At 67.4% G+C, this 20,038-nt stretch carries 16 protein-coding genes; 9 read left to right on the top strand and 7 right to left on the bottom strand.

Going from position 1 to position 20,038, the window contains the following annotated elements; all coding sequences use genetic code 11:
- Positions 1-11: 11 nt before the first annotated feature.
- Positions 12-653 (bottom strand): response regulator, encoded by a 642-nt coding sequence (locus tag WIX41_RS10005; protein ID WP_339447126.1) that lies wholly within the window; start codon positions 651-653, stop codon positions 12-14.
- Positions 654-731: 78 nt separating this feature from the next.
- On the opposite strand from WIX41_RS10005, the gene WIX41_RS10010 reads away from it, so the two are divergent.
- On the top strand, positions 732-4,319 hold the full coding sequence (locus WIX41_RS10010; RefSeq protein WP_339447128.1) for an ATP-binding protein: 3,588 nt from the start codon (positions 732-734) through the stop codon (positions 4,317-4,319).
- Positions 4,320-4,335: 16 nt separating this feature from the next.
- Here WIX41_RS10010 and WIX41_RS10015 read toward each other — a convergent pair whose 3' ends face one another.
- A complete protein-coding gene (locus tag WIX41_RS10015; RefSeq protein ID WP_339447130.1) occupies positions 4,336-6,012 on the bottom strand; it encodes an electron transfer flavoprotein-ubiquinone oxidoreductase in 1,677 nt (558 codons plus the stop codon).
- A 335-nt stretch (positions 6,013-6,347) separates the two neighbouring features.
- Positions 6,348-6,848 (bottom strand): GNAT family N-acetyltransferase, encoded by a 501-nt coding sequence (locus WIX41_RS10020; protein WP_339447132.1) that lies wholly within the window; start codon positions 6,846-6,848, stop codon positions 6,348-6,350.
- 119 nt (positions 6,849-6,967) lie between these two features.
- Here WIX41_RS10020 and WIX41_RS10025 point away from each other — a divergent pair, with 119 nt between their 5' ends.
- Positions 6,968-8,131: an acyl-CoA dehydrogenase family protein gene (locus tag WIX41_RS10025; RefSeq protein ID WP_339447134.1), complete on the top strand. Its 1,164-nt coding sequence runs from the start codon at positions 6,968-6,970 to the stop codon at positions 8,129-8,131.
- A 101-nt stretch (positions 8,132-8,232) separates the two neighbouring features.
- Here the strand turns inward: WIX41_RS10025 and trmL are convergent, their stop codons facing one another.
- Both trmL and WIX41_RS10035 read right to left on the bottom strand, forming a co-directional pair.
- A complete protein-coding gene (trmL, locus tag WIX41_RS10030) occupies positions 8,233-8,712 on the bottom strand; it encodes a tRNA (uridine(34)/cytosine(34)/5-carboxymethylaminomethyluridine(34)-2'-O)-methyltransferase TrmL (RefSeq protein ID WP_339447136.1) in 480 nt (159 codons plus the stop codon).
- A gap of 40 nt (positions 8,713-8,752) precedes the next feature.
- The gene (locus WIX41_RS10035; protein ID WP_339447138.1) at positions 8,753-9,223 is read right to left on the bottom strand and encodes a hypothetical protein; all 471 of its coding nucleotides are present in this window, start codon (positions 9,221-9,223) and stop codon (positions 8,753-8,755) included.
- A gap of 406 nt (positions 9,224-9,629) precedes the next feature.
- Here WIX41_RS10035 and WIX41_RS10040 point away from each other — a divergent pair, with 406 nt between their 5' ends.
- The 4 genes from WIX41_RS10040 (at position 9,630) to WIX41_RS10055 (ending at position 15,328) form a co-directional block, all read left to right on the top strand.
- On the top strand, positions 9,630-12,473 hold the full coding sequence (locus WIX41_RS10040) for a M16 family metallopeptidase (RefSeq protein ID WP_339447140.1): 2,844 nt from the start codon (positions 9,630-9,632) through the stop codon (positions 12,471-12,473).
- Between the two features lie 435 nt (positions 12,474-12,908).
- Complete coding sequence (locus tag WIX41_RS10045) at positions 12,909-13,226, top strand: DUF4156 domain-containing protein (protein WP_339447142.1); 318 nt, start codon at positions 12,909-12,911, stop codon at positions 13,224-13,226.
- Between the two features lie 114 nt (positions 13,227-13,340).
- Positions 13,341-14,357: a 3-oxoacyl-ACP synthase III gene (locus tag WIX41_RS10050; RefSeq protein WP_339447144.1), complete on the top strand. Its 1,017-nt coding sequence runs from the start codon at positions 13,341-13,343 to the stop codon at positions 14,355-14,357.
- Between the two features lie 80 nt (positions 14,358-14,437).
- Positions 14,438-15,328, top strand: a complete 891-nt coding sequence (locus WIX41_RS10055) for an alpha/beta fold hydrolase (RefSeq protein ID WP_339447146.1) — start codon at positions 14,438-14,440, stop codon at positions 15,326-15,328.
- A gap of 90 nt (positions 15,329-15,418) precedes the next feature.
- Here the strand turns inward: WIX41_RS10055 and WIX41_RS10060 are convergent, their stop codons facing one another.
- Positions 15,419-15,787 carry a YkgJ family cysteine cluster protein gene (locus tag WIX41_RS10060; protein ID WP_339447148.1) on the bottom strand — a complete coding sequence of 123 codons (369 nt, stop codon included), beginning with the start codon at positions 15,785-15,787 and terminating at the stop codon, positions 15,419-15,421.
- An 85-nt stretch (positions 15,788-15,872) separates the two neighbouring features.
- Between WIX41_RS10060 and oleC the strand changes: the two genes are divergently transcribed.
- The 3 genes from oleC (at position 15,873) to WIX41_RS10075 (ending at position 18,752) form a co-directional block, all read left to right on the top strand.
- Positions 15,873-17,528, top strand: a complete 1,656-nt coding sequence (gene oleC / locus WIX41_RS10065) for an olefin beta-lactone synthetase (protein ID WP_339447150.1) — start codon at positions 15,873-15,875, stop codon at positions 17,526-17,528.
- Entirely contained in the window at positions 17,525-18,535 is a 1,011-nt protein-coding gene (oleD, locus tag WIX41_RS10070; protein ID WP_339447152.1) for a 2-alkyl-3-oxoalkanoate reductase, read from the top strand. The genes oleC and oleD overlap by 4 nt, the downstream gene beginning before the upstream one ends.
- 61 nt (positions 18,536-18,596) lie before the next feature.
- The gene (locus WIX41_RS10075) at positions 18,597-18,752 is read left to right on the top strand and encodes a DUF1328 domain-containing protein (protein WP_339449460.1); all 156 of its coding nucleotides are present in this window, start codon (positions 18,597-18,599) and stop codon (positions 18,750-18,752) included.
- 95 nt (positions 18,753-18,847) lie between these two features.
- Here WIX41_RS10075 and ddlA read toward each other — a convergent pair whose 3' ends face one another.
- A complete protein-coding gene (gene ddlA, locus WIX41_RS10080; protein ID WP_339447154.1) occupies positions 18,848-19,951 on the bottom strand; it encodes a D-alanine--D-alanine ligase in 1,104 nt (367 codons plus the stop codon).
- Between the last annotated feature and the right edge of the window lie 87 nt (positions 19,952-20,038).

Here is a 20,038-nt window from a genome sequence, read left to right on the forward strand (position 1 = left end):
AAACAGCATGTTCAGGAAAAAGGGTTGTGTTTTATGTAATCGAACAGGTCCGCATCCTTGTCCAGACCCAGCTTGAGCATCGCGTCGCCCTTCTGCCGGCTGATGGTGCTCACGCTTTTGTGCAGCTTGGCAGCGATTTCCTTGACGATCAGGCCGCTGCCAAGCAGGCGCAGCACTTCCACCTCGCGCGGAGACAAGCTCCGTGCGCGGTCGTTGCTCATGCCCTGCGTTCCGATCTTGTCGATGCGGTTCTTGAGCGTGCGGCTCACGTAAGGCTGGCCGCGGTACACCGTCTGGATGGCGACCGGCAGCTCCTCCATCGAAGAGGTCTTGTCGACCAACCCCAGCACGCCGGTTCCGACCACCATGCGCAGGATCGCCAGGTTGTTGGAGACGCTCAACATGAGTACCGGCAGGTCCGGATAGTGACGGCGGACCTGCCCGATCATGGCAAAACCGTCAGGCTGCGCGCTGCCGGGCATGGAGTAATCGGTGACGAGTACGTCGCATTTTTCCTTCTTCAAAGCGGCCAGAAGCTCATCCACGCTGCTGGCTTCGGCCACCACGTGGCCCACGCCACTGGATTCAATCACGGATTTGGTGCCGATCCGGACCACGGGGTGGTCGTCGGCGATGATTATGCGCAAGCTCATGGAATAGTATTGCCGGTAAGGCAGCGGCCCCTCGGGGCACGTCGCGGTGGGCGGATCACTCCTGGGAGAACAGACAGCATGCGTACCTCGGTTGTCCGCTGGCTGGCCGTGCTGGGCCTGGTGATCGCGCTGGGCGCCGCCGCCATTGCGGCACCTGCGCCTGCACCGTCGCTCTCACCGCGCCAGGCTGAATGGATCGATCGGAACCCTACCATCTTACTGGGCCTGTACGACAGCGGCTGGCCACCATTTGAATTCATGCAGAACGGTCGGCCGGACGGACTGGGCTACGACTATCTGGTGCTGTTGACCCGCCAGCTTGGGGTGCGTGTGAAGGTCCGGGTGTATCGCGATTGGGCCGACGTGCTGGATGCGGCATGCCGGGGTGAGGTCGACGTGGTGATGAACATCACCCTGACCCCGGATCGGACCCGCTGCATGGTCTACACCGGATCCTATGCCGATGCGCCGTTGGCGCTGGTGGGCCGGATCGGCGATACACGGACCTCGACCGACCCTGACCTGGCCGGACTGCGGGTGGTGACCGAGCAGGAATTCCTCACCAGCACCCAGGTGCGGGCACGCTTTCCCGCCGCCCGGCAGGTGACGGCGGCCAACACCCGCGCAGCGCTGTCGATGGTGGCCCAGGGCAAGGCCGATGTGTACATCGGCAACGCGCACGTTGCCAGCACCCTGATCCGCCAGCAGGACATCGACGGTATTGCCCTGCTTCGGCCCAGCGACCTGCCGCCCGAGCGCCTCCACTTTGGCGTGCCCAATGCACGCCAGCCGCTGGCAGAAGCGCTCGACAGCGCGCTTTCCACGGTGACCGCCGCGCAGCGTGAGGCGCTGTACAAGCGCTGGCTGCCGCCGTTGCAGTGGTCGGCGCAGTCACGCCTGATCCTGGGCGAAGCCGAACGCCGGGTGCTGGCCACGCCGCTGCGCATGGGGTATGCGCCGGCCGGGGCGCCGCTGTCGTTCATCGATGCGGCTGGAGAACCCAGCGGCGTGGCGGGCGACTACCTGCGCCAGCTGCGGATGGTCGGCGCGCAGTTGAACCGGGTGCCGGCGCACGACTGGTTCGAGGTGCGCGAGCAGATGCGCCGTGGCGATGTCGATGTGGTGATGGGCATGCCCAATGATGCGCATTACCTTGGCGATGACTGGGTGTTCAGCCAGCCGTTCATCAGCGTGCCCAACGTCATCGTCACCCCGAACAACAGCCGTTCGGTGCTGGGCCTGGGCGACCTGGACGGGCGCAGCATCCTGCTTTCCGACCCCGAGCGCCTGCGCGGCTACATCCTGCAGTACGCACCCAAGGCGCGGATCGTGCCGGCACGCGGCGTGGAGCAGGCGTTGTCGCGCTTGGCCAATGGCGACGCCGATGCGTACGTGGGCAACCTGGCCATGGTCGACCGCGTGGTGCGCGAGCTGTACCCGGCCACGCTGCACGTGGCCGCGCCGGCCGGGTTCAGCGACCAGCTGTCGCTGGCGGTCAAGCGCCAGTACGCGCCGCTGGCCACCACCTTCGACCGCGTGTTGACCAACCTCACCCCGCGCGAGCATACCGCCATCCGTGGCGACTGGCTGCTGGCCGAATATCGCACCGGGCTGGACTGGCGTTCGGTCGCGCGTTGGGCGGTGCCGTTGTCGCTGGTGCTGCTCACCGGCATCGTTGTTCATGGCTGGGGCTATTGGCGGCTGCGCCGCGAGGTCGGCATGCGGCGGCGGCTGGAACAGCGCCTGGTGGAGGTGACCGACAATCTGCCGGCGATCGTCTACCAGGCCCGCCGCGACAGCGACGGACGGGTCACGTTCCCGTACATCACCGGCGACCTGCAGTCGATGTTCGGGGTCAGTACCGCCGAGGTGGTCGCCGACGAAATGCGCCTTGTCGACCAGATCGATCCGCGCGACCGCGAGGCGGTCAACCGTGCATTGACCGAGGCCGCACGTGATTTTTCCGCGCTGGACATGGAGTTCCGCACCAGCCCGCATGGTGTGATTCGCTGGGTGCGCACACGCGCGCTGCCCTATGCGGCCGCCGACGGGGCGGTGCTGTGGAGCGGCTACTGGGTGGATGTTACCGAAGCGCGCGCGCAGGCCGATGCATTGGCCGCCGCCAAATTCGATGCTGAACGCGCCACCGCGGCAAAATCCAACTTCCTGGCGACCATGAGCCACGAGATCCGCACGCCGATGAGCGGCGTGCTGGGCATGGTGGAAGCGCTGTCGCACACCGGACTGGATGGCGAACAGCGGCGCATCATCGCGGTCATCGAAGACTCGGCGCAGATGCTGCGCCAGATCCTGGATGACATTCTCGATTACTCCCGCATTGAAGCCGGTGCACTGCCGCTGGAGCCGCAGCCGGTCGTGCTGCGCACGCTCCTCGACAACGTGCAGCAGCTGCTGTCGCCGCAGGCGTCCAGCAAGGGCCTGTCGCTCAGCCTGGAGGTCGATCCGGCGGTGGCGCCGCAGCACCTGGTCGATGGCATGCGCCTGCGCCAGATCGTATTCAACCTGCTCAGCAATGCCATCAAGTTCACCAACCAGGGGTCGGTCGGGATTGCGTTGCGTGTGGACCGCGATGACGAGCAGGCGCAGGCGCTGCGGCTGACCGTGACCGACACGGGCATCGGCATTTCACCCGAGCAGCGCGAGCGGCTGTTCAAGCCGTTTGCCCAGGCCGACGTCGCGATCACCCGTCATTACGGTGGCACAGGACTGGGGTTGAGCATCTGCCAGCGACTGGTGGGATTGATGCGCGGCCGGCTGGAGATGCACAGCGTGCCTGGTGAGGGCACGCGCGTGGACGTGTTGTTGAGCTTGCCACTGGTGCCGGGTGAGGAAACCGTGCGCGACGAACAGCGCCCTGGCGGCGAGGTGGAGCCGCTGCCGCCGGGCCAGGCGCGGCGGCGCGTGCTGGTGGTGGAAGACCACCCGACCAACCAGGCGCTGATGCGCTGGCGGCTGCAGCAGCTCGGCCTGCAGCATGAGCTGGCGGTGGACGGCGAAGCGGCGCTGGCGTTGCTGGACGCGACCAGCTTCGATCTGATCATCACCGATTGCCGCATGCCGGTGATGGACGGCTACACGCTTACCCGCCGCATCCGCGAGCGCGAACGCGGCAGCGGCCAGCGCATGCCGGTGCTGGCGCTCACCGCCAGCGCGCTGGCCGAAGACGTGCAGCGCTGCCGCGAGGCCGGCATGGATGATCTGCTGGCCAAGCCGGTGGCCCTGGCCACGCTGCGCCAGGCGCTGCGCCGGTGGTTGCCCACGGATGACGCCAACGAGCGGCTCGCCCGCGATGGCACGCCGCCGGTGGAACCGGCGGCCCCCGCCGCCGCCCCCACGCGTGCGGCCATCGTGCGCCGCTTCGGCTCCGAACACGTGGCCGCCGTGCTGATCGACAGCATGCGCCAGGCCACCACCGACGACCTGCAGCGTGGGCTGGAAGCACGCCAGCAGGGCGACAGCAACACGGTGGTGGAAGTCCTGCACCGCATCGTCGGCGGGCTGGGTACGCTGGGTGCCGAGGCATTGGCCATGCAGGCACGCGCCCTGATGCAGCGGATTCCCGAGCAGGGCGTGGCCGCGAGTACCGAGGAGATCCGCGCGTTCGAAGATGCGTTGCAGGTGTATCTGGTCAGCCTGGACGAATGATTACCGCGGTTGCTCCTTACATCGCGGGGTAGTTCGGCCCGCCGCCGCCCTGCGGGGTCACCCACACGATGTTCTGGGTGGGATCCTTGATGTCGCAGGTCTTGCAGTGCACGCAGTTCTGCGCGTTGATCTGCAGCTGCCCGTGGCCTTCGCTGCCGACGAATTCGTACACCCCGGCCGGGCAGTAGCGCGCTTCCGGCCCGGCGTACTCGGCCAGGTTGACCCGCACCGGCACGCTGGCGTCCTTCAGCGTCAGGTGCGAGGGCTGGTCTTCCTCGTGGTTGGTGCTGCTCAGGAACACCGAGCTGAGCCGGTCGAAGGTGAGCACGTTGTCCGGCTTGGGGTACACGATCTTGGTGTGCTGCGACGCCGGTTCCAGGCACTCGTGGTCGGCCTTGCTGTGGCGCAGCGTCCACGGCGGGTTGCGGATGCCCAGCCTGGGCAGCAGCCACTGCTCGATGCCGGTCATCAGCGTGGCGACGCTGCGGCCCTTCTTGAACCACTGCTTGAAGTTCTTGGACTGCTTCAGTTCGTCGTGCAGCCAACTGCTGTCGAAGGCGGCCGGGTAGGCGCTCAGCTCATCGCGCTGGCGGCCGGCGGCCAGTGCGTCGAAGGCGGCATCGGCGGCCAGCATGCCGGTCTTGATCGCCGCGTGGCTGCCCTTGATGCGGCTGGCGTTGAGGTAGCCGGCTTCGCAGCCGACCAGCGCGCCGCCCGGGAACACGGTTTTGGGCAGCGACAACAGGCCACCGGCGGTGATCGCGCGCGCGCCGTAGGCGATGCGCTTGCCGCCTTCCAGGTGCCCGCGGATCGCCGGATGGGTCTTGAAGCGCTGGAACTCTTCGAACGGGCTCATCCACGGGTTGCGGTAGTCCAGCCCCACCACGAAACCGACCGCGACCTTGCCGCCGTCGGCGTGGTACAGGAACGAGCCACCGTAGGTGTCGCTGTCCAGCGGCCAGCCGGCGGTGTGCACGACCAGGCCCGGCTCGTGCTTGGCCGGGTCGATCTGCCACAGCTCCTTGATGCCGATCCCGTAGGCCTGTGGGTCCTTGCCGGCATCGAGCTGGTAGCGGGCGATCAGCTGGCGGCCGAGGTGGCCGCGCGAGCCTTCGGCGAAGATCGTGTACCTGGCATGCAGTTCCATGCCGCGTTCGAAGTTGGGGCCGTGCGAACCATCCTTGCGGATGCCCATGTCGCCGGTGGCCACGCCCATCACCGCGCCGTTCTCGTCGTACAGCACTTCGGCGGCGGCAAAGCCGGGGAAGATCGCCACTTCCAGCGCCTCGGCCTGCTGCGCCAGCCAGCGGGTGACCTCGCCCAGGCTGATGATGTAGTTGCCTTCGTTGTGGAAGCACTCCGGCAGCAGCACATGCGGGGTGCTGCGCGCGCTGTCGGGGCTGAGGAACAGGAATTCGTCGCGGGTGACCTTCTGCTTCAGCGGCGCGCCGCGTTCGGCCCAGTCCGGGAACAGTTCGGTCAGCGCACGGGTATCCATGATCGCGCCGGACAGGATGTGGGCGCCGGGCTCGGAGCCCTTTTCCAGCACGCACACCGACAGTTCGCGGCCGGCCTCGATGGCGCGCTGGCGCAGGCGGATCGCGGTGGCCAGGCCGGCCGGGCCGGCGCCGACGATCACCACATCGAACTCCATGGCTTCACGCGGGGGCAGGGCAGTGGTCTCTTCGCTCATGGTGATGCGTAACTCGTGGGTAGTGCCGTCCCGGCCGGAGCCGGCGGCGGTTGCCTGGGAATCGCGCGCGACGTGTCACTGCGCAACTGCTGGATCAGTGCATCAGGGTACCGGCACGCGCCGTTTCCGCCTAGATCGACGACGTTGGTCACCATATGCTGCATCGCATCAATCCAGCCCGAGCGGCCATCGTACGGGTAGCGCTGACACCGCATGGGCCGGCCAATGGCTGGCACTACCGGTTTCCGGCAGATCAAGGAAGGGTAACGCCCGGGTTTCCGGCAGGATCCAGAAACCGTAGCGCCGGCCGTTGGCCGGCCCACGCACCGCCCCCGTCAGCCAGTGGCCCCAAACGCTGCGTGATACTCAACCTCCGCATCCGGCCACTCCCCGCGCAACAACCGCGCCTGGAAATACGCCGCCGGCACCCCGGCCAGCCGCAGCCGCGGTTCGGCCTGGAACCCGAACCGGCCGTAGTAACCCGGATCGCCCAGCAGCACGCAACCGGCGGCACCCAGCGCGTCCAGCGCCTCCATCGCGGCCCGCATCAACGCACTGCCCACGCCTTCACCCTGCCGCCCCGGCGCCACTGAAATCGGCCCCAGCCCATACCAGCCCTGGCTGCCATCACTGAGTTCCACCGGCGACAACGCCACATGCCCCACGATGCCGTCGGCGTCCACCGCTACCAGCGACACCGCCAACGCACCGGCATTGCGCAGCGCATCGACGATGTACTGCTCGGTGTGGCTGCTGTACGGCGCATCGGCGAACGCGTTGCGGGTGAGGGCATGGATGGCGTCGGCGTCGCCGGGACGTTCGCTGCGGATCTGCATGTGCGGTGACCTGTGTGGCGGTAGGCCGCCATTGTACGGGCGTGCTGCGGCGTGCCTTGGCCGGTTCCGGGCCAGGCATCACAATGGGGGTCCTGTTACTGCCCGCGACGTCGCCGCCCATGGCCCTCAATCCGTACGATCTGTTCGATGTCCGCTCGCTGCTTACTGAAGAGGAACGCGCGGTGCAGGCCACGGTGGCGCGCTTCACCGACGAACGCGTGCTGCCGATCATCGGCGATGCGTTCGACCAGGGCCGGTTTCCGGATGAACTGATCCCGGAAATCGCGTCGCTGGGCCTGCTCGGCTCCAGCCTGCCCGAACAGTACGGTGGCGGCGGCCTCAACGCGGTCAGCTATGGGCTGATCTGCCAGGAACTGGAACGCGGCGATTCGGGCCTGCGCAGCTTCGTCTCGGTGCAGAGCTCGCTGTGCATGTACCCGATCTTCGCCTACGGCAGCGAGGAGCAGCGCCTGCGCTGGCTGCCGGACATGGCCGCCGGCCGCGTGATCGGCTGCTTCGGCCTGACCGAAGCCCACGGCGGTTCGGACCCGGCCGCGATGAAGACGCGCGCGGTCCGCGAGGGCGGCGATTGGGTCATCAACGGCAGCAAGATGTGGATCACCAGCGGCCCGGTGGCCGATATCGCCATCGTCTGGGCGCATACCGAAGACGGCATCCAGGGCTTCGTGCTGGAGAAGGGCATGCCCGGCTTCACCACCCAGGAAATCAAGCACAAGATGAGCCTGCGCGCCTCGCTGACCGGTGCGCTGTTCTTCGACAACGTGCGCGTGCCCGAGCGCAACCGGCTGCCCAACGTGCAGGGCCTGAAGGGTCCGCTGGGCTGCCTCAACCAGGCCCGCTACGGGATCAGCTGGGGCCCGATCGGCGCGGCGGTGGCCTGCCTGGACGAAGCGCTGAACTACACCAAGGAACGCGTGCTGTTCGGGCGCCCGGTGGCGGCCACCCAGAGCGCGCAGATCAAGCTGGCCGACATGGCCCGGCGCATCACCACCGCACAGCTGCTGTCGCTGCAGCTGGGGCGGTTGAAGGATACCGGCCAGCTGCAGCCGCAGCAGGTGAGCCTGGCCAAGTGGAACAACTGCCGCATGGCGATCGACATCGCCCGCGAGTGCCGCGACCTGCTCGGCGGCGCTGGGATCACCACCGAACACGTGGCGATCCGGCATGCGTTGAACCTGGAATCGGTGATCACCTATGAGGGGACCGAGACCGTGCACCAGTTGGTGATCGGGCGGGAGTTGACCGGAATAAATGCATTTTGACGGAATGCCGTCCGGTAGCGCCGGCCGTTGGCCGGCTGCTTTTCGATCCGGGGCCATGAACGCGTGATGGGTGGCTTCGGAATCGGGATCAATCAACCCAGTTACGCGCCGCCGGCAAATCCATTCTGCCGCCACGCTTCAAACATCACCACCGCGACGGTGTTGGACAGGTTGAGGCTGCGGTTGTCCGGTTGCATCGGCAGGCGCAGACGGTGGCCGTGCGGCAACGCATCGAGCACGTCCTGCGGCAGGCCGCGGGTTTCCGGGCCGAACAGGAACGCATCGCCGTCTTCGAACTGCGGGGTGTCATAGCGCACGCTGCCGCGGGTACTCAGGGCGAACAGGCGCTTGGGTGCGATGGCCTGGAGGGCGGTATCCAGGTCCGGATGCACCTGCAGGCGCGCGTATTCGTGGTAATCCAGGCCGGCGCGCTTGAGCTGCTTGTCGCTCAGGTCGAAACCGAGCGGCTCGATCAGGTGCAGTCGCGCGCCGGTATTGGCGCAGAGCCGGATCACATTGCCGGTATTCGGGGGAATTTCCGGCTGGAACAACACAACATGGAACGTAGGGGCAGCGGTCATTCGCGCAGTGTAGCGGCGTCCAATGACGGTAGGTACCGCTTTACGGACGGACCAGCACCGACGCGGCTTCCAGGGCCAGGGCCTGCAGATCGTTCGGCGACGGGCGCACCTGCAGGGCCGGCAGGTTGATGATCACGTCGCGGGCGATCGTGCCGGCGGCCGAGGCCAGGGCACCCACGTAATCGGTGCTGCGGTCGTTCTGCTCGGCAGCCAGCGCTTCGCGCTGTTCGGCGGTCGGGCGGACTTCGACGGCAGCCAGGGTGGTGACGCGCTGGCTGTTGGCCAGTTCGGCACGGTATTCGGCGATCTGGCCGGCGGTCGGGCGCACTTCCACCAGTGCCAGGGTCGGGATGCTGCTGGTGCGCTCGACTTCGGCCTGGGCCAGCTGGTCGGCGGAGGGGCGGACCTGCACGGTCGGCAGGGTGGTGATGGCGGCAGCGGCATGCACGTTCGAAACAAACGCGGAGCCGGCAACGAGGGCGATGGCGATTGCGATGGTCTTGGTGTTCATGACGGGGCCTGTTTAGTGTTGTTGAGCGGTGGTGTGGTAGTAAGGTAGTACACCGAATCTGGGGATGCAAGAGAAATTTTCAGATTCCGTGTTGCGTTCAGCGATCAGTCAGCTTTTGTTTGATCGCTTCCTTTCCGCACTTGGGTATATGCAGGCACCGTGCCAACTTTTAGTTGTTGATTTTCAAGGGATTTGTAGCGGTTTCGGAGTGTCCGCTGTCCGGACACCTGTCCGATCCGGCTGTGCGCGACTGTCCGGACGGGGGTTCAGGTAGCCGCTGATGGGCTCAGCGCGGTGCAGGGGTTGCCCGGAAAGTTCCCCTACATGGGCAATGACTGTTGGCCGATGCCCTTTCCCGGAGTCCCGGGCTAGCATCGCGCTTCACTTTCATGACCAAGGAAACGGAATGACCGTCCAACTTCGACCGCGTGCCGCGCTGCTGGCTGTTGCGCTCTCCGCCGCATTGGGCAGCCTTGCCCCGGCGCCGGTGATGGCCAAGCTGGCCCAGGTGGCCAAAGTCGACATTCCGTTTGAAGAATTCACCCTGCCCAACGGCCTGCGCGTGGTGGTGCACACCGACCGCAAGGCGCCGATCGTGGCGGTGAACATCTGGTACCACGTGGGCAGCAAGGACGAACCCGCTGGCCGTACCGGCTTTGCGCACCTGTTCGAACACCTGATGTTCCAGGGCAGCGAGAACCACGCCGGCGAATACTTCGAACCCTTCAAGCAGGTGGGTGTCACCGGCCAGAACGGCACCACCAACACCGACCGCACGAACTACTTCGAGAACGTGCCCACCACCGCCCTGGACATGGCGCTGTGGATGGAGTCGGACCGCATGGGCCACCTGCTGGGCGCGATCGACCAGGCTGCGCTCGACGAACAGCGCGGCGTGGTGCAGAACGAGAAGCGCCAGGGCGAGAACCAGCCCTATGGCCAGGTGTGGGACAAGCTCACCCGTTCCATGTACCCCGAAGGCCATCCGTATCACCACAGCGTGATCGGATCGATGAACGACCTCAATGCCGCATCGCTGGAGGACGTCAAGAACTGGTTCCGCACCTGGTACGGCCCCAACAACGCCGTGCTGGTGTTGGCCGGCGATATCGACGTGGCCACCGCCAAAGAGAAGGTCGCCCGTTACTTCGGCGATATCCCGGCCGGCCCGAGCATGGCCCAACCCAAGGTGGACGTGGCCAAGCGCGAAACGTCCACGCGCGAAACCATGACCGACAAAGTGCCGCAGGCGCGCATCTACCGCGTCTGGAACGTCGCCCAGACCGGCACCACCGACCTGGACCAGCTGCAGCTGTTCGCGCAGGTGCTGGGCGGGGCCAAGTCCTCGCGCCTGGACCAGCGCCTGCTGCACCAGGACCAGCTGGTGGACAACATCAGCGCCGGCGCCTACAGCTCGCAGCTGGGCTCCAACTTCGTGATCACGGCCACGGTCAAGCAGGGCGTGGACCCGGCCAAGGTCGAGGCGATCATCGACGAGGAAGTGCGCCGCCTGGTCAAGGACGGCCCGACCGCCGATGAGCTGAGCCGCGGCAAGACCGCCTTCCGCGCCGGCTTCATCCGCGGCATCGAGCGCATCGGCGGTTTCGGCGGCAAGGCCGATGCCCTGGCCGAATGCACCGTGTTCGAAGGCGATCCGGGCTGCTTCCGTCGTTCGCTGGCCAACATCGACGCGGCCACCGCCGCCGACGTGCGCGCGGCCGGTGCCAAGTGGCTGGGCGTGGGCGACCACACCCTGGTGGTGGAACCGGGCGCGCGCGTGGCGCTGCCGGAACTGCCCTCGGCCACCCCCAAGCCGTTCACCGTGCCGGCCGTGGACCCGACGTTCAGCACCGGCCCGACCGTGGTGGACCGCAGCACCGGCGTGCCGCAGACCAAGACCTTCCCGGAACTGAAGTTCCCGCAGCTGCACCGTGCCACGCTGAAGAACGGCACCCAGGTGATCCTGGCCGAGCGCCATGACATTCCGGTGGTGCAGTTCAGCTATGAATTCCCCGGTGGTTTCACCGCCGACCAGGGCCGCAAGTCCGGCACCGCCAACTTCACCATGGACCTGATGGGCGAGGGCGCCGGCAAGCTGGGCGCGCTGCCGTTCGCCGATGCCGCCGACGCGCTGGGCGCCACCCTGGGCGCCTCGGCCTCGCTGGACAGCGCCAGCGTCTACCTGTCGGCGCTGAAGGAAAATCTGGCCCCGTCGCTGGCCCTGTATGCGGACATGCTGCGCCAGCCGCGCTTCGACCAGGCCGAGATCGACCGGATCAAGGCGACCTGGATCGCCGGCATCCAGCAGGAAAAGGTCAACCCCAACGCCTCGGCGATGCGCGTGCTGCCCACCCTGCTGTACGGCGCCGGCCACCCCTACGCCATTCCGTTCACCGGCAGCGGCAACGAAGCGGACATCCAGTCGCTCACCCGTGCCGACCTGGTCGACTTCCACCGTGATTGGCTGCGCCCCGAGCAGGGCACCCTGATCGTGGTTGGCGATACCACCCTGAAGGAAATCGTGCCGTTGCTGGAGCGCCAGTTCGGCGACTGGAAGAGCAGCACGCCGGCCCCGCAGGCCAAGCCGCCGGTGGATGTGGCCCGGCCGGCCAAGGCCCGCGTGTTCCTGATCGACCAGCCGGGCGCGGTGCAGGCCAACCTGTTCGCCGGCCAGGTCGTACCGTCAAGCAGCGATCCGGGGGCCACCCGCTTCGACATCGCCAACGGCGTGCTGGGCGGCGACTTCACCTCGCGCCTGAACATGAATCTGCGCGAGGAGAAGCACTGGTCCTACGGCGCCCGCACCATGGCCAGCAGTACCCTGGGCCAGCGCCCGTGGATGGCCGTGGCGCCGGTGCAGATCGACAAGACTGCCGAGGCGATGAAGGAGATGCAGAAGGAGATTGCCGACTTCGCCTCCGGTACCGAAGCGATCAGCCCGGCCGAGGTCACCCGCATCCGCAACATCCAGAACCTGAGCCTGCCGGGCGCCTACGAGACCGCCAGCGCGGTGCTGGGCACCATCAGTGGCATCGTCCGCTACCAGCGCCCGGACGACTACGTGTTCAAGCGCAAGGCGGAAATCGAGGCGATGACCCCGGCCCAGGTGCAGCAGGCGGCCGCCACGTTGGATCCGAAGACGCTGACCTGGGTGGTGGTGGGCGACCTCAAGCAGACCGAAGCCCCGGTGCGTGCGTTGAACCTGGGCGAGGTGACGATCATCGATGCCGATGGCAAGCCGGTTCCGTAACGGCTGACGGGTGGCTTCGGTGGGTGCAAACGCCGGTCGCGGTAATTCGACTGGCGTTTATCCGGCTTCGGATGGCTGGGCCGCGCTGCGCGCGGTGTCCGGCCAACGTTATGCCCGCCGTCCTGGCGGGCACCCTTTGGGCCGTCGCTACGCGACGTTGAGAACGGCTCCTGCCGTTCTCTTATGCCCGCCGTCCCTGGCGGGCACCCTTCGGGCCATCGCTGCGCGATGTTGAGAACGGCTCCTGCCGTTCTCTTCGGACCTACGAATTGTTACGTGGTGGTTGGGATCTGGATCAATCAACCAGCGGCTCCGGACAGTTCGATGTGCGCCGTCCGGGTAGCGCCGGCCGTTGGCCGGCCCTCGGGGTCCATCTACCCGCGATTCAGCCCGTTCAGGCACACTGCCAATCTCATCTTCACGAGCGTCCCCGCCATGCGCCTTCTGCTGCTTTCCGTCCTGACCCTCAGCGCCACTGCCTGCACCTGGGTGCCGATCGAACCGGTGGGCAAGGCCGTGCGCGTATTGCCGGCCGGGCCGGTTCCCACCGGCTGCGTCAACAAGGGCGAGGTGGTGGTCACGGTCAAGAGCAAGGTCGGTTTCTACAACCGCAACCCGCTGCGCGTGCAGGAAGAGCTGGAAACCCTGGCCCGCAACGAAGCCCCCAGCGCCGGTGCCAATGCGGTACAGGCGGCGGCCCAGCCGGCTGATGGCAGCCAGCGCTTCCAGGCCTTCCAGTGCCCGCCACGCTGAACCCGTCAGGTCCGGGCCGCGCACCATACGCCCGGACGTGAATTCGTAAAGGTGCGGTGAAGGCGCGGGGGGCTTACAATAGCGCCCCCTCTGCCTGAGCCTTGGCGCTAACTGATGCTCTTCAAGAATGTATCGATCGCCGGCCTGGCGCACATCGACGCGCCGCACACGCTGACGTCCAAGGAAATCAACGAACGTCTGCAGCCGACGCTGGATCGCCTGGGCATCCGTACCGACGTGCTGGGCGACATCGCCGGCATCCACGCCCGCCGCCTGTGGGACGCGGACATGCTCGCCTCCGACGCCGCCACCCTGGCCGCCCGCAAGGCGCTGGAAGACGCCGGCATCGGCGCGGACAAGGTCGGCCTGCTGGTCAACACCTCGGTCAGCCGCGACTACCTGGAGCCGTCCACGGCCAGCATCGTCTCGGGCAACCTGGGCGTCAGCGACCAGTGCATGACCTTCGACGTCGCCAACGCCTGCCTGGCCTTCATCAACGGCATGGACATCGCCGCCCGCATGCTCGAACGCGGCGAGATCGACTATGCCCTGATCGTTGACGGCGAAACCGCCAACCTCGTCTACGAGAAGACCCTCGAGCGCATGGCCCTGCCGGGCGTGACCGCCGACGACTTCCGCAACGAGATGGCCGCCCTGACCCTGGGCTGTGGCGCCGCCGCCATGGTGATGGCGCGCACCGAACTGGTGCCCGACGCGCCGCGTTACCGTGGTGGCGTGACCCGCTCGGCCACCGAGTGGAACCAGCTGTGCCGCGGCAACCTGGACCGCATGGTCACCGACACCCGCATGCTGCTGATCGAAGGCATCAAGCTGGCGCAGAAGACCTTCATGGCCGCCCGCGAAGCGCTGGGCTGGGCGGTGGAGGAACTGGACCAGTTCGTCATCCACCAGGTCAGCCAGCCGCACACCGCTGCCTTCATCAAGAACTTCGGCATCGACCCGAAGAAGGTGATGACCATCTTCGGTGAGCACGGCAACATCGGCCCGGCCTCGGTGCCGATCGTACTGAGCAAGCTCAAGGAGCTGGGCCGGCTGAAGAAGGGCGACCGCATCGCGCTGCTCGGCATCGGTTCGGGCCTGAACTGCTCGATGGCCGAAGTGGTCTGGTAAGCGGCCACTACAGCGCTGCTGCGCGGTTCTTCCCATACTCGAGGGCCGGTTCTACCGGCCCTTTTCACAGGTGCGCTTCCATGCCCAAGCTTCCCGGTTACCCCGCCCATCCCCAGCGCTTCGAAGTCCGTCCCGGCCTGACGATGGGCTATCTCGACGAAGGCCCGCGCGACGGCGAGGTAGTGGTGATGGTCCACGGCAACCCATCGTGGAGCTACTACTGGCGCACGCTGGTGGCCGGGCTGTCGGACCGCTACCGCTGCATCGTGCCCGACCACATCGGCATGGGCCTGTCGGACAAGCCGGATGACGCGCATTACGACTACACGCTGCAGTCGCGCGTGGATGACCTGGACGCGCTGCTGGCGCACCTGGGCATCACCGGCCCGGTCACCCTGGCCGTGCACGACTGGGGCGGCATGATCGGCTTCGGCTGGGCGCTGTCGCACCACGCGCAGGTCAAACGCCTGGTGGTACTCAACACCGCCGCGTTCCCGATGCCGGCGGCCAAGCAGATGCCGTGGCAGATCGCGCTGGGCCGGCACTGGAAGATCGGCGAGTGGATCATCCGCAGCTTCAATGCGTTCTCGTCCGGTGCCTCGTGGCTGGGCGTGGAGCGGAAGATGCCGGCCGACGTGCGCCGCGCCTACGTGTCGCCGTACAACAGCTACGCCAACCGGATCAGCACCATCCGCTTCATGCAGGACATCCCGCTGAGCCCGGCCGACAAGGCCTGGTCGCTGCTGGAGCGGGCTGGCCAGGCGCTGCCGTCCTTTGCCGACCGCCCGGCCTTCATCGGTTGGGGGCTGCGCGACTTCGTGTTCGACCACCACTTCCTGGAAGGCTTCCAGGCGGCGCTCCCGCAGGCGCAGGTGCATGCGTTCAAAGACGCCGGGCATTACGTGCTGGAAGACAAGCACGAAGTGCTGGTGCCGGAGATCCGCGCGTTCCTCGACAAGAATCCGGTTTGATTCCGGTAGCGTCGGCCGTAGGCCGGCCCTCATGAACCTGTCCGGCATATGCATGGGCCGGCCAACGGCCGGCGCTACCGGATGGTGCCGCTAGGCGGCCTCCGGCGTATCCCGCCACGCCCAACTCTCCAGGCTCAGCGCTGGCAGCCCGTGGGTCGCCCGCGCCTTGTCGCATTGCGGGCTGGCCTTGCCAAACTCCCACGACGCGTCCACCTCGCGGCACACGCTGGGCCGGTTGGGGTGGATGCTGCAGCGCGAATACACGCCGATCTCCGCATCCAGCGCCACGCAGCGCACCGGCGTGGAATGGGTGCCGCGCATGCACAGGCGGTGCGGGTCGAGCGCTTCGGTCAGCTGGTGCGGGACCCCGCCGGGGGTGACCTCGTCCGATTCCATCCAGTGAAAGGCCACGCGGTACTGGGTGCAGCAGGCGCCGCACGTCATGCAAGGATGGGACATGGGGTACCGGCCGGGGGTGGGTGCGCGAATTTTCCACGGCTGCGGCCGCCGCGCAAGATTTTTCTGCAGCGGCGACAATGAACGGATGAACAGCCCGACCAACATCGCCGCGCGCCTGCCCGAACTGGCCCGTGAACGCCCTGACCAGATCGCCATCCGTTGCCCCGGTCGGCCCGGCCCGGACGGCATGGCGCGCTATGACGTGACCCTGGATTACCGCACCCTGGATGCCCGCAGCGACGCCATGGCCGCCGGCCTGGCCGTCTACGGGATCGGCCGTGGGGTGCGTGCGGTGGTGATGGTGCGGCCCTCGCCGGAGTTCTTCCTGCTGATGTTCGCGCTGTTCAAGAACGGCGCGGTGCCGGTGCTGGTCGATCCCGGCATCGACAAGCGCGCGCTGAAGCAGTGCCTGGACGAAGCCCAGCCGCAGGCCTTCATCGGCATCGGCCTGGCCCACGTGGCGCGACTGGTGCTGCGCTGGTGCCCGGCGGCCACGCGACTGGTTACGGTCGGCCGGCGCTGGGGCTGGGGTGGCACCACCCTGGCACGGCTCGAGGCCGATGGTGCCCGCCACCCGCAGCCGATGGCCGCCACCGACGGCGAGGATGTTGCCGCCATCCTGTTCACCAGCGGCTCCACCGGCGTGCCCAAGGGCGTGGTCTACCGCCACCGCCATTTCGTCGGCCAGGTGGATCTGCTGCGTTCGGCGTTCGGGATGGAGGCCGGCGGGGTCGACCTGCCCACCTTCCCGCCGTTCGCCCTGTTCGACCCGGCATTGGGGCTGACCTCGGTCATTCCGGACATGGACCCGACCCGCCCGGCCAAGGCCGACCCGCGCAGGCTGCACGATGCCATCGCCCGCTTCGGGGTGACCCAGCTGTTCGGCTCGCCCGCGTTGATCCGGGTGTTGGCCGACCATGGCCAGCCGCTGCCCGGCGTGCGCCGGGTGACCTCGGCCGGCGCACCGGTGCCGCCGGACGTGGTGGCGCGCATCCGTCGCCTGCTGCCCGATGATGCACAGTTCTGGACACCCTACGGCGCCACCGAATGCCTGCCGGTGGCGGTGGTCGAAGGGCGCGAGCTGGAGCGCACCCGCCAGGCCACCGAAGCCGGTGCCGGCACCTGCGTGGGCCGGGTGGTTGCGCCCAACGAGGTGCGCATCATCGCCATCGACGATGCGCCGCTGCCGGACTGGTCGCAGGCGCGCGAGGTCGCGCACGGCATGGTCGGCGAAATCACCGTGGCTGGCCCGACCGCCACCGACAGCTACTTCAACCGCCCGCAGGCCACCGCCGCGGCCAAGATCGCCGAGACGCTGGCCGACGGCAGCACGCGCGTGGTGCATCGCATGGGCGATGTCGGCTACTTCGACGCGGAAGGACGGCTGTGGTTCTGCGGGCGCAAGACCCAGCGCCTGGAAACCGCGCACGGCCCGCTGTACACCGAACAGGTGGAGCCGGTGTTCAACGCGCTGGTCGGCATCGCCCGCACCGCGCTGGTCGGGGTCGGTGCGGCGGGTTCCCAGGTGCCGGTGCTCTGCTATGAACTTCTGCCAGGCACCGCCGATTCGCCGGCGCTGCAGCAGCGGCTGCGCGATGAAGCGGCCGCGCATGCCGGCACCGTGCACATCGAACGCTTCCTGCTGCACCCCGGCTTCCCCGTCGATATCCGTCACAACGCCAAGATCGGCCGCGAGAAACTCGCGGCCTGGGCAGCTTCCCGAATGGAACAACGCGCATGAAGGTTCTCGTCACCGGTGGTGGTGGTTTTCTCGGCCAGGCACTGTGCCGTGGCCTGGTCGCGCGCGGCCATGAGGTCCTGAGCTTCAACCGCGGCAATTACCCGCCACTGGCCGCGCTGGGCGTGGGCCAGATCCGCGGCGATCTGGCCCACGCCGACGCCGTGCGCCACGCGGTGGCCGGGGTGGATGCGGTGTTCCACAACGGCGCCAAGGCCGGCGCGTGGGGCAGCTTTGATAGCTACCACCTGGCCAACGTGGTCGGCACCGACAACGTCATCGCCGCCTGCCGCACGCACGGCGTGCGCACGCTGGTGTACACCTCCACGCCGAGCGTCACCCACCGCGCCACTCATCCGGTGGAAGGCCTGGGTGCCGATGAAGTGCCGTACGGGGAGAACTTCCAGGCTCCGTACGCGGCCACCAAGACCATTGCCGAGCAACACGTGCTGGCTGCCAACGACGCCACCCTGGCCACCGTCGCGCTGCGCCCGCGATTGATCTGGGGCCCGGGTGACCAGCAGCTGGTGCCGCGCCTGGCCGAACGTGCCCGCGCCGGGCGCCTGCGCTTGGTTGGCGATGGCACCAACCTGGTCGACACCACTTACATCGACAACGCGGCGTTGGCGCACTTCCTCGCGTTCGAACATCTGGCCCCGGGCGCTGCGTGTGCCGGCAAGGCGTACTTCATTTCCAACGGCGAGCCGCTGCCGATGCGCGAACTGCTCAACAGGTTGATGGCAGCCGTCGGCGCGCCGCCGGTGGAGAAGTCGATCAGCTTCAAGACCGCCTATCGCATCGGCGCCGTGGCCGAACGCCTGTGGCCGCTGCTGCATCTGCGCGGCGAACCGCCGATGACCCGCTTCCTTGCCGAACAGTTGTGCACGCCGCACTGGTACAGCATGGAGCCGGCGCGGCGCGACTTCGGCTACGTGCCACAGGTCAGCATTGACGAAGGACTCACGAGGCTGAAGGCTTCATCGCCCGGCGAGGCATCCATCACTTCCTGAACACCGGGCGTTGGTGAAGATGGCAGCACGCCAATCCGGCACGCTCGACGCGAGGATCGACATGCTGCACTACGCCGTCATCTTTTTTGTCATCGCCATCATCGCGGCGGTGCTCGGCTTCTCCGGCATCGCTGGTACTGCCAGCAACATTGCCTGGATCCTGTTCGTGGTGTTCCTGATCCTGGCCGTGATCTCGATGTTCCGTAAGCGAGGGTAGAGCCACGCCCTGCGTGGCTGGAACCGCCGACGGTCCGTCAGCCACGCAGGGCGTGGCTCTACGGGTCAGGTCACCTGGCCAGGAAGGGTGGCAGTTCAGGACAGGGTGATCGCGCTGCGCAATCCGCGCTCGCTGGCATGCCGCTCCAGCGCCAGCTCCAGCAGGCGGGTGATCAGCGCGGTGTAATCCAGGCCGCTGGCGGCCCACAGTTTGGGATACATGCTGATCCGGGTGAAGCCGGGCAGCGTGTTGATCTCGTTGATGACCACCTGGCCGTCGCGGGTGAGGAATACGTCCACCCGCGCCAGCCCGGCGCAGTCCAGCGCCTGGTAGGCGCGCACGGCGATGTCGCGGATACGCTGCTGGTCGGCTGCACTGATGTCGGCCGGCACCACCACATCCGCGCCGCTCTCGCTGATGTACTTGGTGTCGTACGAATAGAACTCATCGTGCACCACCACTTCGCCGCACACGCTGGCCTCGGGCACTGCATTGCCCAGCACCGCGCATTCGATCTCGCGGCCGTCGATGGCCGATTCCACCAGTGCCTTGTGGTCGTAGTCCAGCGCCAGTGCCAGCGCGTCCTGGAACTCCTGCGCGGTACGCACCTTGCTCACGCCCACCGACGAACCCTGGTTGGCTGGCTTGACGAACAGCGGGCTGCCCAGCTGCGCGGTGAGCGCGGCGTAGTCGGCAGCGCCTGCCGTGGTCGGTGTAAAGCAGGCGAACGGGGCCACGGCCAGCCCGGCATCACGCAGCAGGCGCTTGGCCACATCCTTGTCCATCGCCACTGCCGAGCCCAGCACGCCGGAGCCGACGAAGGGCAGGTTGGCCATGCGCAGCAGCCCCTGCAGCGAGCCGTCCTCGCCCAGCGTGCCATGCACGATCGGGAACACTACGTCGATCTGAGCCAGTGCAGCGGCCGGGGTGGCCGGCACCAGCTGCTGGCGCTCGGCGCCGGGCAGCACCGCCACGCCCTGGCCGGAGCGGTTCAGCGCGATGCGCGACGGGTCGGCGGCATGCAGCAGGAAGCCGTCAGGGTCGCTCACGTGCCACTGGCCCTGTTTGTCGATGCCGATCAGGGTGACCTCGAAGCGGTCCTTGTCCAGCGCATCCAGAATGTTCTTCGCCGACTGCAGCGAAACCTCGTGCTCGGCCGAACGGCCACCGAAAATGATGCCTACCCGGATCTTGCCCATGCCTGCTGCCACTCCTGCCATGCCTGTGAGGATTGTAGAGCCACGCCCTGCGTGGCTGCGTGGTGTTCGGCAAAAAGGCGTCTTCGG

The sequence above is a fragment of the Stenotrophomonas sp. AB1(2024) genome (genome assembly GCF_037482345.1).
Lineage (GTDB): Bacteria > Pseudomonadota > Gammaproteobacteria > Xanthomonadales > Xanthomonadaceae > Stenotrophomonas.